A 14,450-nucleotide genomic window follows, 5' to 3' on the forward strand; every position below is an offset into this window, starting at 1 on the left:
ACCCGGGCGGGCCCCCGCTACCACTTATGCTTTTACCATCTCTTTTTCGATCAGCATAATCAGGATATGGATAACCTTAATATGGATTTCCTGAATGCGGTCGGCGTAACCGAAGTGCGGCACGCGAATTTCAACGTCAGCAGAACCGTCCATTTTGCCGCCGTCTTTGCCGGTCAGGGTGATGACTTTCATGCCCTGAGCGCGCGCAGCTTCAATCGCTTTAATCACGTTACCGGAGTTGCCGGAGGTGGAAATCCCGAACAGTACGTCACCGGCGCGGCCTACGGATTCAACATAACGAGAGAACACATATTCGTAGCCGAAATCATTGCTGACGCAGGAGAGATGGCTGACGTCTGAAATGGCAATCGCCGGGTAGCCTGGACGATTTTCACGGTAGCGACCGGTCAGCTCTTCCGCGAAGTGCATTGCGTCACAATGGGAGCCCCCGTTACCACAGGAGAGTACTTTCCCGCCCGCTTTGAAGCTGTCTGCGAGCAGCACTGCTGCACGCTGAATCGCATGAATGTTCGCTTCATCGGCCAGGAAATTGGCCAGAGTTTCCGCTGCTTCATTCAGTTCGTTACGAATAAGATCCTGGTACATGAGGAGTGTCCTTCCGCTTTAATGATTAACCTCAGCAGTGTAACGGATAGCGGATGCAGCGAGAAGCATTCAGCTCAGTTATCCCCGGCGCTTTTGATAATCCGTGCCACCGAAAACGGCAACAGTGTGAGCTATGTTGTAATTATTTTGTAAACACATTGATAAAAGAAATAACATCCACTACAACCAATACATCACAAGTGGTCAGACCTCCTACAAGCAAGGGAGCATTTCTTTATGATGATTTTGAGTATTATTGCCACCGTTATCCTGCTCGGCGTGCTCTTCTATCACCGGGTTAATCTTCTGCTGAGCAGCCTTATTTTGCTGGTCTGGACCGGGGCGCTCGCGGCTTCTGGCCTGTGGAACATCTGGCTGCTGGTGCCTCTGGCAATCATTCTGGTGCCGTTTAACCTGCGTCCAATGCGTAAAGCGATGATCTCCGCGCCGGTGTTCCGCACCTTCAGCAAAGTGATGCCGCCAATGTCGCGCACCGAGAAAGAAGCGATCGACGCAGGCACCACCTGGTGGGAAGGCGATCTGTTCCAGGGCAACCCGGACTGGAAAAAACTGCACAACTATCCACAGCCGCAGCTGACCGCGGAAGAACAAGCGTTTATCGACGGCCCGGTGGAAGAAGCCTGCCGCATGGCGAACGACTTCGAGATAACGCATGAACTGGCGGATTTGCCGCCGGAACTGTGGGCCTATCTGAAAGAACACCGCTTCTTCGCGATGATCATTAAGAAAGAGTACGGCGGTCTCGAATTCTCTGCGTATGCACAGTCTCGCGTGCTGCAAAAGCTGTCCGGCGTCTCCGGGATCCTGGCGATCACCGTCGGTGTGCCAAACTCCCTCGGCCCGGGCGAACTGTTGCAGCATTACGGCACCGACGAGCAGAAAAATCATTACCTGCCGCGTCTGGCACGTGGTCAGGAAATCCCGTGTTTCGCACTGACCAGCCCGGAAGCCGGTTCTGATGCGGGCGCCATTCCGGATACCGGCGTGGTGTGCATGGGCGAATGGCAGGGTGAGCAGGTGCTCGGCATGCGCCTCACCTGGAACAAACGCTACATCACCCTCGCGCCGATTGCGACCGTGCTCGGTCTGGCATTCAAACTTTCTGACCCGGACAAACTGCTGGGTGGCGAGGAAGATTTAGGCATTACCTGTGCGCTGATCCCAACCGGTACGCCGGGCGTGGAAATTGGCCGTCGTCACTTCCCGCTCAACGTGCCGTTCCAGAATGGCCCGACCCGCGGTCAGGATATTTTCGTGCCGATTGATTTCATCATCGGCGGGCCAAAAATGGCCGGTCAGGGCTGGCGTATGCTGGTGGAATGTCTGTCTGTGGGTCGCGGCATCACCCTGCCGTCAAACTCCACGGGCGGCGTGAAATCCGTGGCAATGGCGACCGGGGCTTATGCGCACATCCGCCGTCAGTTCAAAATCTCTATCGGTAAAATGGAAGGGATCGAAGAACCGCTGGCGCGTATCGCAGGCAACGCGTACGTGATGGACGCTGCGGGGTCGCTCATCACCTACGGGATCATGCTCGGTGAAAAACCAGCAGTGCTATCGGCGATTGTGAAATATCACTGTACCCACCGTGGTCAGCAGTCAATTATTGATGCGATGGATATCACCGGCGGGAAAGGCATTATGCTCGGCGAAGGCAACTTCCTCGCCCGTGCTTATCAGGGTGCACCCATTGCGATAACCGTGGAAGGCGCTAACATTCTGACGCGCAGCATGATGATCTTCGGCCAGGGCGCGATCCGCTGCCATCCGTACGTGCTCGAAGAGATGGCCGCCGCACAGAATAACGATCTTAACGCCTTCGACCAGCTGCTGTTTAAACACATCGGCCACGTGGGGAGCAACAAAGTTCGCAGCTTCTGGCTGGGTCTGACTCGCGGTCTGACCAGCAGTACGCCGACGCACGATGCGACCCGTCGCTACTATCAGCACCTGAACCGCCTGAGTGCCAACCTGGCGCTGCTGTCTGACGTATCAATGGCGGTACTCGGCGGCAGCCTGAAGCGCCGCGAGCGTATCTCCGCCCGTCTGGGGGATGTGCTGAGCCAACTCTATCTGGCCTCTGCGGTGCTGAAACGCTATGACGACGAAGGCCGTAACGAAGCAGATCTGCCGCTGGTTCATTGGGGCGTTCAGGACGCGCTGCATCAGGCTGAACAGGCGATGGATGACCTGCTGCGTAACTTCCCGAACGGCTTTGTGGCAGGCGTAATGCGCTTCGTCATCTTCCCGACCGGTCGTCACTACGTCGCACCGTCAGACAAGCTGGATCACGCCGTGGCGAAAATCCTGCAGGTACCAAGCGCGACCCGTTCACGTATCGGCCGCGGCCAGTACCTGACGCCGAGCGAGCACAACCCGGTTGGCCTACTGGAACAAGCGCTGCTGGACGTAATGGCCGCCGATCCGATTCATCAGCGTATTTGCAAAGAGATTGGCAAAAACCTGCCGTTCACCCGTCTCGATGAGCTGGCCCGGAACGCGCTTGCCAAAGGGCTGATTGACCAGGATGAAGCGGATATTCTGACCAAAGCCGAAGAAAGCCGTCTGCGCAGTATTAACGTTGACGATTTCGAACCGGATGCGCTGGCGACCAGGCCGGTAAAGCTGCCGGAGAAAGTCCGCAAGATTGAGGCCGCGTAACCCTTATCCCTTTTGGTTGTAGGCCGGGTAAGCGCAGCGCCACCCGGCAAATAAATGACCAAGTCATCATCCTAAAAGCGGAGACTCTTCTCCGCTTTTTTCATTGAAATGTTACGCACTCTCGCCTGTCCCTGATAAGGTAGAACAGTGACTCGTAAGCCTATAATCGGGAGTTTCTGACAGTGCCCAATCTGAAAGTAACAGTATTACAACAACCTTTGGTGTGGATGGACGGCCCCGCTAACCTGCGTCATTTCGATCGTCAGTTGGAAGCGATTCATGGGCGTGATGTGATTGTGCTGCCAGAGATGTTCACCACCGGCTTTGCGATGGAAGCGGCCACCCAGTCGTTGCCGGAAGAAGAAGTTGTCGCGTGGATGCATGAAAAAGCGCAGCAAACTGGCGCCCTCATTGCAGGCAGCGCCGCGCTGCAAACCGATCGTGGCCCAGTGAACCGCTTTTTGCTGGTTGAGCCTGAAGGCCAGGTGCATCGCTATGACAAGCGTCATCTGTTCCGTATGGCGGATGAACATCATCATTATGAAGCAGGCCACGAGCGTCTGGTGTTCGAATGGCGCGGCTGGCGCATTCTGCCGCTGGTATGTTACGACCTGCGTTTCCCGGTGTGGTCGCGTAACCGCAACGATTACGATCTGGCGCTGTACGTCGCCAACTGGCCTGCCCCACGTTCTCTGCACTGGCAGGCGCTGTTAACCGCTCGCGCCATTGAGAACCAGGCTTACGTTATCGGCTGTAACCGCGTCGGCACCGACGGCAATGGGCATCACTATCGCGGCGACAGCCGGGTTATCAACCCACAGGGCGAAATCATCGTCAGTGCCGAACCGCATCAGGCAACGCTGATTAATGCCGAACTGTCACTCCCCGCCTTACTGGAATACCGCGAAAAATTCCCGGCATGGCAAGATGCGGACGGCTTCACGATTGGCTGATTAACCCTTCTCCTTTCCCACACTGCTTTAGCGCTTCTTTCACCGAAGCGCTAAATAAAAACCATATCCGTGCACTAGCTCCAGATTTGACACAAAGATTAGGCTGCTAACTTGCTGATCGGCCTCGTTGTTAACTAGCTTTGGAGATGGCGTGTTTACTTTTTATACCCACCTCTACAGCAAGTTAATAATGAGGACAGAATGAAAAAGCTGACGTTAAGTCTTATTACCTTAGCGCTGGCGGGCGTTGCTAACGCCGCGCTTGCCGATACCCTGCGTATGGAATGTCCGATCTCCCCTGGCGGTAAGGAATACTGCAACTACGTCAAAGACCGTTTCGAGAAACAGACCAACAACAAGCTGGAATTTATCGAATTCCCGGCGGCGTCGGATGAAAAGCTGGCCCTGCTCCAGCAACTGTTCGCCGCAAAAGATGAAAAAGCAGTGGACCTCTTCCAGTCCGACACCATTTGGGTCGGCCTGCTGGATAAGCAAACGCTCGATTTAACCGATGCCGTTGCCGATATGAAAGGCGATTTCTTCCCTGGCCCGTGGGCCAACGACACCGTTAACGGCAAAGTGAAAGCCATTCCGGCTTATCTCGATACCGGGGTGCTCTATTACCGCAAAGACCTGCTCGAAAAATACAACGAACAGCCGCCAAAAACCTGGGCTGATTTAACGCGTATCGCCACCAAAATTCAGGCGGAAGAACGTAAGGCAGGACATAAAAACTTCTGGGGGATGATCTTCCAGGGGAAATCGTATGAAGGCCTGACCTGTAACGCGCTGGAGTGGGTTGATTCCTACGGCGGCGGCACGTTCATCGATGAAAAAGGGAACGTGACCATTAATAATCCGAAGGCGGCGGCCGCACTGGATATGGTCGCGGGCTGGATTGGCAAAATCACGCCAAAAGGCGCCCTGGGCTACAAAGAGGAAGAGTCCCGCGCAGTGTTCCAGAACGGAGACGCGCTGTTTATGCGCAACTGGCCTTATGCGTATTTGCTCTCGCAGGGCGCAGACAGCCCGCTGAAAGGCAAAGTCGGCGTCGCACCGCTGCCTGCCGGGCCTGACGGTAAATCAGCCAACGCGCTGGGCGGCTGGCAGTGGTCGATTAACGGTAACACCAAAAACAAAGAGGCGGCGATTGCGCTGCTGAAAATCCTCACTGATGCCGATTCGCAGAAAATGCAGCTGAAATACCTCGGCTTCGCCCCGACGCGTTCGGCGCTGTATGAAGACAAAACGGTACTGGAAACCGCACCGCATCTGACGATGTTCAAAGAGATCTTCGCCAATGCGGTGCCGCGTCCGGCGACGGCGACCAAAAGTCAGTATCCGCGCGTCTCTAACGCCATCTTTAACGTGACCTTCAAGGTGCTCAACGGTGGCAGCGACGGCAAAACCGCCGTGGCCGATCTGCAAAAACGCCTTGAGCGCGTGAAAGGGAAGGACTGGCATTAATTGGCCCGTCTCGGCTATCAACAGCGGCGCCGCCGTATCGCGTGGATACTGGTGGCGCCCGCACTGATTCTCCTTGCGCTGGCGGCGGGTTGGCCGCTGGCACGCACCTTCTTTTTCAGCTTTACCAACGCCATGCTCGACAACCCGAGCGACTATCAGATGGTCGGGCTGGCAAACTATTACCTCAATCATGATGGGCAAACCAGCGGTGTGCTGGTGGACCCGCTGTGGTGGCAGGCGGTCGGCAACACGCTGTGGTTTACGCTGGTTTCCGTCAGTCTTGAACTGCTGCTTGGGATGCTGCTGGCGCTGCTGATGAACGAGAAGTTTCGCGGTCAGGGATTGGTGCGCACTGCCATTCTGGTACCGTGGGCGATCCCGACTATCGTCAGTGCCAAAATGTGGGGCTGGATGTTCCACGATCAGTACGGCGTGGTGAACGATCTTCTGGCGAAAATCTTTGGCTATCAGGCGCATCTGGCGTGGATCGCCGAGCCGTCGCTGTCGATGTGGGCGGTGGTGATTGCCGATGTCTGGAAAACCACGCCGTTTATGGCGCTGATGCTGCTGGCTGCGCTACAGCTGATCCCTGGCGATCTGTATGAGGCCGCTCGCGTCGACGGGGCCAGCGCCTGGCAACGCTTTAAGCGCATTACGCTGCCGCTGATCCTGCCGGCAATGATCGTGGCGCTTATCTTCCGGGTAATGGATGCGATGCGCATTTTCGATCTGATTTTCGTGCTGACCTCCAACAGCGAAGCCACGATGTCGATTTCCGGTTACGCCCGCGAGCAAATCATCTCTTATCAGGATATGGGTGTCGGATCTGCGGCGTCGGTACTGGTGTTTATGATGGTGGCGGGCATTGCCGCCTGCTTTATCCGCGTCTCGAAGCTTAACGAGAAGGAGAAGCGGTGATGAAAACCACCCGTCGTCAGCGCAGATTCGGCCACCAGCTGGTGATTTATTGTGGTGCGACCGTCGCCGTACTGTTCTGCGTTTTCCCGTTTTATTACGCCATTCTGACCTCGCTACGCACCGGGCAGGAACTGTTTCTGCCCGCCTATTTGCCGAACGGCTTTCACTGGCACAACTACGTGGTGGCGCTGGTGGATAACGGCATCGCCCGCAGCCTGCTGAACTCGGTGCTGGTGGCGACGATTACCGTCGGCATCTGTCTGCTGGTGTCGATTACCGCGTCGTTCGCCCTCGCGCGGGTACCGTTTCGCGGACGTAAATTCCTGCTGTTTACCATTCTTTGCGTGTCGATGTTCCCGCAAGTGGCAGTACTGACCGGGATGTTCGAGCTAGTGCGCTTTCTGGGGCTGTACGACTCCCTCGGCGCACTGGTGCTGTCGTACACCACCTTTTCGCTACCGTTCACCGTCTGGGTGCTGACCACTTTTATGAAGTCGATTCCGGTGGAGCTGGAAGAGGCGGCGATTGTCGACGGGGCGAAAACCTGGACCATTATTCGCCGGGTATTTGCCCCGATTCTGGCGCCTGCGCTGGTGACTACCGGGCTGCTGGCGTTTATTGGCGCGTGGAACGAATTCATGTTTGCACTGACGTTCATTATTTCCGGCGACAAGCGCACCGTGCCGGTGGCTATCAGCATGTTCAGCGGTGCATCGACCTTTGAACTGCCGTGGGGCAGCATTATGGCGGCCTCGGTGGTGGTGACGCTGCCGATTATTGTGCTGGTGCTCATCTTCCAGAAACGCATTGTCAGCGGGCTGACCAGCGGAGCGATTAAGGGATAACTATGGGGCAACTGGTACTCGATAAAATATCTAAACGCTACGGCACCTCATCAGAGGTGATTAAGCCCCTGGATTTGACCGTTAACGACGGCGAGTTTGTGGTGGTCGTCGGGCCGTCGGGCTGCGGCAAATCCACGTTGTTAAGGATGGTCGCCGGGCTGGAGGAAATCAGCGACGGCGAAATGCGCATCGACGGCGTGTGCGTCAACGACGATTCACCGTCTGAGCGGGGCATCGGGATGGTGTTCCAGTCCTACGCGCTGTATCCGCATATGACGGTGTACCAGAATATGGCCTTCGCGCTGGAAATGGCGAAGCTGCCGCCGACGGAAATCGACAAAAAGGTGCAGGCCAGCGCGCGCATTTTGCAGCTTGAGCATCTGCTCGACCGACGGCCGAAAGATCTCTCTGGCGGTCAGCGCCAGCGCGTGGCGATTGGCCGGGCGATTGTGCGTGAGCCGAGCCTGTTTTTGTTCGATGAACCGCTCTCCAACCTCGACGCCTCGCTGCGCGTGCAGATGCGCATGGAAATTGCCGCGCTGCATAAACGCATCAACGCCACGATTTTGTACGTCACCCATGACCAGGTGGAAGCAATGACGCTGGCCGACCGCATCGTGGTGCTTAATCAGGGGCAGATTGAGCAGGTCGGTTCCCCGCTGGAGCTGTACGATCATCCCGCCAACCTGTTCGTCGCACAGTTTATTGGGTCGCCTAAAATGAATCTGGTTGCAGGCACGATCGCAGAAACGGGCGAGCAGGAGACGGTTGTGGATCTCGAAAACCGACAACGCATTGTGCTGCCGGTGAATACGCTTGGTGGGAAAGTCGGCGACAGCGTATGGCTGGGGGTCCGCCCAGAGCACGTCCAGCTTATTGATTTAGCCGTGGCCGATGTGGAAGGCGAAGTGCTGTTTGTCGAGCAGATGGGCAACGAAACGTTGCTGTACGTTAATAGCGGCTATGGCAGCGAGCCGTTGGTTATCCGCCTGACGTCGCGGCTGGAGATCACGCCCGATCAGCGGGTTGGGCTGCGTTTGCCGACGGAGAGTTGCTATTTGTTTGAGGCGGGTGGGCGGGCTTTCACGCGAATTTAAAAGGAGATCCCAGTGGAAAAAAAAGCATGGCACAACGCGGTGGTGTACCAAATCTACCCGCGCAGCTTTATGGACAGCAACGGAGACGGCATCGGCGACATTCCCGGCATCATCAGCAAACTCGATTACCTCCACCAGCTCGGCATCAACCTGATTTGGCTCTCGCCGGTCTACCGCTCGCCGATGGACGACAACGGCTACGACATCTCCGACTACGAAGATATTGCTGCCGAATTTGGCACCCTGGCGCAAATGGACACCCTGATTGCACAAGCCAAACAGCGCGACATTCACATCCTGATGGATTTAGTCGTCAACCACACCTCCGACGAACATCCGTGGTTTCTTGAAGCGCTGAAATCGAAGGATAACCCGTACCGTGATTTCTATATCTGGCGCCAACCAGCGGCAGACGGCGGGCCACCGAATAATTTCCGCTCCTATTTTGGCGGCAGCGGCTGGGCCTTTGACGAAGCCAGTGGCGAATATTTCCTGCATCAATTTTCTAAACGCCAGCCGGACCTCAACTGGGAAAACCCGCGCGTGCACGAAGAGGTCCACGCCATGATGAACCGCTGGCTGGCGAAAGGCATCGGCGGTTTTCGCATGGACGTTATCGACCTCATCGGCAAAGAAGTCGATGCACAAATCATGGCCAACGGCAAAAATCTGCATGCGCTGATCCGCCAGATGAACCGCGCCACCTTCGGCAACGGCGATTACGTCACCGTGGGCGAAGCCTGGAGTGCTTCCCCCGAAGACGCCCTGCTGTACAGCGGTGCTAAACGTGAAGAACTGTCGATGGTGTTTCAATTCGACCACATCAAACAGTTCTGGGATGAACACGCCGGGAAATGGCGCAGCAAGCCGTTTGTGCTCGCCGACTTCAAAGTGGTTATCGACAAATGGCAAACCGCGCTGGCCGATGACGGCTGGAACTCGCTGTTCTGGAGCAACCACGATTTACCCCGCGCGGTGTCGAAATTTGGCGATGAAGGCGAATTCCGCGAAGCCTCTGCCAAAATGCTTGCCACCGCCCTGCACTGTCTGAAAGGCACGCCGTATATCTATCAGGGCGAAGAAATCGGTATGACCAATGTGCAGTTCAGCGACATCAACGATTACCGCGATATCGAAAGCCTGAATTTGTACCGCGAACGGCTGGCAGAAGGCGTCAGCCATGAAGAAATGATGCTGGGCATTCATGCCAATGGGCGCGACAACGCCCGCACGCCGATGCAGTGGGACGCCAGTCCCAACGCTGGTTTCACCACCGGCACGCCGTGGATTTCAGTCAACCCGAACTATCCGGAGATAAATGTCGCGGCAGCCCTTGAACAGCCGGATTCGATCCTCTGGCATTACCAGAATCTGATTGCCCTGCGCAAGCAGTATCCGGTGCTGGTTTACGGCGATTACCAGCCGGTGATGGCTGACCACCCGCAGGTGTTTGCGTGGCTGCGCACGCTCGACGACGAGCGGCTGCTGGTTATCAACAATTTCTCCGCCGAGCATCTCACCCTGGAGATCCCCGAGGAGATGCAGGCCTTGCACGGCGAGTGTCTTGCCAGCAACTACGCGCCGCGTGATCAGCTGGCGGTGAGTCTTGAGCTGCAACCTTATGAATCTTTTGCGTTACTAATCGGGAGGTAAACGATGGCGAACTGGTGGAAAGAGGCGGTGGCCTACCAGATTTATCCACGCAGCTTTAAGGACAGCAACGGGGACGGCATCGGCGACCTGAATGGCATCACCGAGAAACTCGATTACCTGAAAGACCTTGGCATCGATCTGATTTGGATCTGCCCGATGTACACTTCACCGAATGACGATAACGGCTATGACATCAGCAATTATCAGGAGATCATGGCCGAATTTGGCACGATGGCCGATTTCGACCATCTGCTCGAACAGGTTCATCTGCGCGGCATGCGCCTGATTATCGACCTTGTGGTCAACCACACTTCCGACGAACATCCGTGGTTCCTTGAATCCCGCTCATCTCGCCATAACCCCAAACGCGACTGGTACACCTGGCGCGACGGCAAAGACGGAGCAGAGCCCAATAACTGGGAAGGAATTTTTAAAGGTTCGGCCTGGGAATATGACGCGAAAACGGAGCAGTATTATCTGCACCTGTTTACCCGTCGCCAGCCAGATTTGAACTGGGAAAATCACGACGTGCGCCGGGCGGTGTACGACATGATGCACTGGTGGCTGGAGAAAGGGATCGACGGTTTTCGTATCGACGCGATTTGCCATATGAAAAAAGAACCGACACTTGCCGATGTGCCGAACCCGGACAAATTGCGCTATGTGCCGTCGATGAAAAGCCATCTGAACTACGACGGGCTGCTCGACTACGTCGACGACATGAGCCAAAAGGTGTTTCAGCATTATGACATTGTGACCGTCGGCGAAGTGAATGGCCTGGACTCTGCACACGCTGAGGAGTGGGTCGGAGAGCATCGCAATCGTCTGAACATGGTTTTCCAGTTCGAACACGTTCGTCTGTGGGAACCGGAAGCCGGTTTGCGCCCAGAGCCTTCGGTACTGAAAACGATATTCACCGGCTGGCAGGCGGCGCTGGAAGGCAAAGGCTGGAACGCGCTGTACGTCGAAAACCACGATTTAACGCGCATCACTTCGCGCTGGGGTGACACCCAACATTACTGGCGGGAAAGCGCCACCTGCATTGCCGCACTCTACTTTCTGATGCAGGGCACGCCGTTTATCTATCAGGGCCAGGAAATCGGCATGACTAACACCCGCTTCAACGGGCTGGCTGATTTTGACGATGTCTCGGCGAAAAACATGTGGTGCGAAATGGAGGCGCTCGGTAAAAGCGAGGAGGAAATTATTGCGTTCCTTACCCATACCGGGCGCGATAATTCCCGTACGCCGATGCAGTGGAGCCACTCCCCCAACGCCGGTTTCAGCGAGACGAAGCCATGGTTTCACGTTAATGCCAACTACGAAATCATCAACGTCGCCAGCCAGCGCCAGGACCCGGATTCAGTACTCAACTTTTATCGCGCGTTAATCAGCCTGCGTAAGAAAGAACGCGCGCTTATCTACGGGCGTTATCAGCTGGAGCTGGCGGATCACCCACAGATTTACGCTTATCGCCGCGAATTGGGCGATGAAACGTTTCTGGTGCTGTGTAATCTGTCGTCGAAATCGGCCCGCTGGCCTGAAACAGAATTACAGCTTGAAGGCGCGACGCGCATGCTGGGGAATTATGCGGAGATTGATGAGCTTTACCGACTTCATCGTTGGGAGACGCGTATTTATAAGCTGTAGTTGAGCGGGCAAACTGTTGAGCAGGCAAACTATTGAGGGGGGTTTTACCGCCCTCTTTCTTTATTCAGATAACGTTGTGACGGTCGCCCGCGGGTGCTTGCAGCATATCATCCTGAGTAATTGTAATCGCACTCAGCAGTTCGCCTTCACGGGTCTTTTGAATAAACTTCATTGACCAGCCATGTTCAAACAACGGGCCTGTGTGAACATCTGTTTTCAGTTTCTGAATGAGATTCTGTTTTTCTACGGCTTTAATTTTTGACTTTTGACCGTCGTTGATGTGACGAATATCAGCCTGAGAAACGTCGAGCAACGTGAGTTCATAAATCGCCACCTTATCCCGCTCATTCATACTGGCGCTGTCCAGTCGGGTATTTTTATGAATTTGATGATTAACCGATGTTAGATTTAACTGTTTAATCTCTTCGCGAAGATGATTCAGCGCGGCCGCATACAGTTTATTTTCCTGCACGATGTATTTGCTCTCAGACTTATAATGCTGTGCAGAAAACCAGGCAATACCACCAGCAATAAATGCCATAGCGATAATGAGTACGGATTTTGAAGTTAATTTTTTCGTCATGGTATTATGCTGCCCGGAATATTACAGACTCATGAGATACATCCACTGATATGCTCCGCAGTATGACGTTGTGAAAATCGATGTCAACGCCGTCCTCGATTCATTTCTGAAATGATATCTCATATGAGACCTTTCTCCTTCGCGGCAATATCATTAGCAAGCAAAATGCGCCACGCTGCGCTATAGCAGACACTTGCGTAATGAATATCTACTATGACATATAGTTTCATTTTCCAATTTTACTTTTAGCTCAATTTCAGTAAGCTTAGACGGGTAGTAGTACTCTGTTATACTGTCCGACGAAACACGCAACTTGCGTAATTAAACAGTCAGAGTTATGGGAGAGAGGATGAAAAAGGAAAATAACTTTAACCTCTATAGTACTGATGAATTTAACGCATTCATGGACTTTGTAAAATCGCATGGAGTGCAAATGCGATACAGTAAAGGCCAATCGTTAAATTTAGAGAAAGCAGAAGTCGGCTTTGTTCTTTCCGGACTGCTCGGGATTTATTATAAAGGCACTGGGAAATTTGTCGATCATGCCTTTTACGGTATGCCAGCAATGGAAGATGATAAAATCATGTCAACGCAGTCATTTTATTGCCGTACCGAAAGCGATGTGATTATTGCGAAAATCCCTATTCATAAAATATTTGAAATCAGTCATCCCGATCAAGTGTATCGCGGTGTTGTTTTCTCGACGTTGATTTACTCCCTCATTGATAAGCTCGCCAATATCTATGACATCAGGCATGGCGGCAATGGCTACAAAGTGGTGAAAGAGTTAATCGAACTTTACCTCAATGAAATGCATGTCACCCAGGGTCTGGCTAACTACATATTAAAACGCACTAACTTATCGAACAGTTATGTCTTTAAGATCCTGGCCGCATTAAAGAAAAATGGATATATAGAAATAAAAAATGCGCGCCTGACGAAAATACTCAAACCATTACCTGATAAGATTTAATATTTCCATCAACCTTATTGGTTGAATTTCTTTTTCGCATTCACCTAATTATTCAGGGGGGCTACCCCTGCCTATCTACACGCCAGGGTTTTTATTTATGCTCAAGAAAAATGCGTTATTATATTTTTTCGCCAGTACGGTTTGTTTTTCAAGCCTGGGCCATGCCGCTGAGAAAGATGGTCCGTCGGCTGAAGAAATGGAAAAGATTGCAAAAATGACGGCCAACCCAATTGGTGCCGCCTGGATGTTCTGGACGCAATATGACAACACCACATTCAGAGGTGACAAATTCAACGGCACGGTATCCCGAACCACTATTCAGCCCGTAATGTCCTTTCCATTAAAGTTTGGTCAACAAGACTGGAACGTCATCGTCAGGCCGGTGTTTCAGTTCTATAACACCCCTAATTTGGGCGATGTTTCAATTCACGGGGATGGGGCGATGTTTGCCCACGGCAGGAGCAGCGGCATGGGCGATACCGGTCTGTTGACCCTGGTTGGCCCGAATCGGGAAGATGGTTTTGTCTGGGGCGTCGGTGCGACGCAGCTCTTCGACACGGCGGAGAATGACTTCCAGGGCCAGGGCCGTTATCAGGTGGGTCCGGCATTATTATTAGCAAAATTGGCTCCGCATCCTGGCGGCACTAACCTCGGATTATTGGCCCAGCACTGGTGGTCTGCGGATAATAAAACTAACAGGAAAGACACCAACCATACCGATATTCAGTATTTCATTAACTATCGTTTGAGCGGTACCGAATTGATCGGGATGAGTCCCGATATCACCATTGACTGGAAGAAAAAACAGGGCGACCGTTTAACCCTTCCGATAGGTTTAGGTTATTCCAACGTCGTTAAATTAGGCAAACTTCCGGTACGTTTTGCCGCTGAGCTGCAATATTCCGTTATATCGCCTGACGATATCGGTTCACGCTGGAACCTTAAATTTATGTTTATTCCGGTCTTGCCGAGCCCGTTCCTTTAAGGGGGTTTAGTGGGGGCCTGTGAGTACGTTGCGCCCTC

The 14,450-nt window shown here is 53.8% G+C and carries 12 protein-coding genes; 10 read left to right on the forward strand and 2 right to left on the reverse strand.

What is annotated here, in order from left to right; all coding sequences use genetic code 11:
* Positions 1-24: 24 nt before the first annotated feature.
* The gene (gene lpcA / locus MUU47_RS23195; protein ID WP_110511600.1) at positions 25-606 is read right to left on the reverse strand and encodes a D-sedoheptulose 7-phosphate isomerase; all 582 of its coding nucleotides are present in this window, start codon (positions 604-606) and stop codon (positions 25-27) included.
* A 237-nt stretch (positions 607-843) separates the two neighbouring features.
* Between lpcA and fadE the strand changes: the two genes are divergently transcribed.
* From fadE to MUU47_RS23235, 8 genes are all read left to right on the forward strand, one after another.
* Positions 844-3,288 (forward strand): acyl-CoA dehydrogenase FadE, encoded by a 2,445-nt coding sequence (gene fadE, locus MUU47_RS23200; RefSeq protein WP_258990510.1) that lies wholly within the window; start codon positions 844-846, stop codon positions 3,286-3,288.
* Positions 3,289-3,470: 182 nt separating this feature from the next.
* Positions 3,471-4,241, forward strand: coding sequence for an amidohydrolase (locus MUU47_RS23205; protein WP_258990511.1), 771 nt, complete (start codon positions 3,471-3,473; stop codon positions 4,239-4,241).
* A gap of 201 nt (positions 4,242-4,442) precedes the next feature.
* Positions 4,443-5,708: an ABC transporter substrate-binding protein gene (locus tag MUU47_RS23210; RefSeq protein ID WP_258990512.1), complete on the forward strand. Its 1,266-nt coding sequence runs from the start codon at positions 4,443-4,445 to the stop codon at positions 5,706-5,708.
* Positions 5,709-6,626 carry a carbohydrate ABC transporter permease gene (locus MUU47_RS23215; protein WP_258990513.1) on the forward strand — a complete coding sequence of 306 codons (918 nt, stop codon included), beginning with the start codon at positions 5,709-5,711 and terminating at the stop codon, positions 6,624-6,626.
* Positions 6,626-7,471: a carbohydrate ABC transporter permease gene (locus MUU47_RS23220; protein WP_258990606.1), complete on the forward strand. Its 846-nt coding sequence runs from the start codon at positions 6,626-6,628 to the stop codon at positions 7,469-7,471. The genes MUU47_RS23215 and MUU47_RS23220 overlap by 1 nt, the downstream gene beginning before the upstream one ends.
* Before the next feature lie 2 nt (positions 7,472-7,473).
* Complete coding sequence (locus MUU47_RS23225; protein WP_258990514.1) at positions 7,474-8,568, forward strand: ABC transporter ATP-binding protein; 1,095 nt, start codon at positions 7,474-7,476, stop codon at positions 8,566-8,568.
* A 12-nt stretch (positions 8,569-8,580) separates the two neighbouring features.
* Positions 8,581-10,221: a glycoside hydrolase family 13 protein gene (locus MUU47_RS23230; protein ID WP_258990515.1), complete on the forward strand. Its 1,641-nt coding sequence runs from the start codon at positions 8,581-8,583 to the stop codon at positions 10,219-10,221.
* Positions 10,222-10,224: 3 nt separating this feature from the next.
* Positions 10,225-11,871 carry a glycoside hydrolase family 13 protein gene (locus MUU47_RS23235; protein WP_258990517.1) on the forward strand — a complete coding sequence of 549 codons (1,647 nt, stop codon included), beginning with the start codon at positions 10,225-10,227 and terminating at the stop codon, positions 11,869-11,871.
* Between the two features lie 64 nt (positions 11,872-11,935).
* Here MUU47_RS23235 and MUU47_RS23240 read toward each other — a convergent pair whose 3' ends face one another.
* The gene (locus MUU47_RS23240; RefSeq protein WP_258990519.1) at positions 11,936-12,454 is read right to left on the reverse strand and encodes a hypothetical protein; all 519 of its coding nucleotides are present in this window, start codon (positions 12,452-12,454) and stop codon (positions 11,936-11,938) included.
* Positions 12,455-12,803: 349 nt separating this feature from the next.
* Between MUU47_RS23240 and MUU47_RS23245 the strand changes: the two genes are divergently transcribed.
* Together MUU47_RS23245 and MUU47_RS23250 are read left to right on the forward strand one after the other, a co-directional pair.
* A complete protein-coding gene (locus tag MUU47_RS23245) occupies positions 12,804-13,427 on the forward strand; it encodes a helix-turn-helix domain-containing protein (RefSeq protein ID WP_258990521.1) in 624 nt (207 codons plus the stop codon).
* Positions 13,428-13,524: 97 nt separating this feature from the next.
* Complete coding sequence (locus MUU47_RS23250) at positions 13,525-14,412, forward strand: hypothetical protein (RefSeq protein ID WP_258990523.1); 888 nt, start codon at positions 13,525-13,527, stop codon at positions 14,410-14,412.
* Positions 14,413-14,450 lie beyond the last annotated feature (38 nt).

The sequence above is a fragment of the Scandinavium hiltneri genome (assembly GCF_024764835.1).
In the GTDB taxonomy this organism is placed as follows: Bacteria; Pseudomonadota; Gammaproteobacteria; order Enterobacterales; family Enterobacteriaceae; genus Scandinavium; species Scandinavium hiltneri.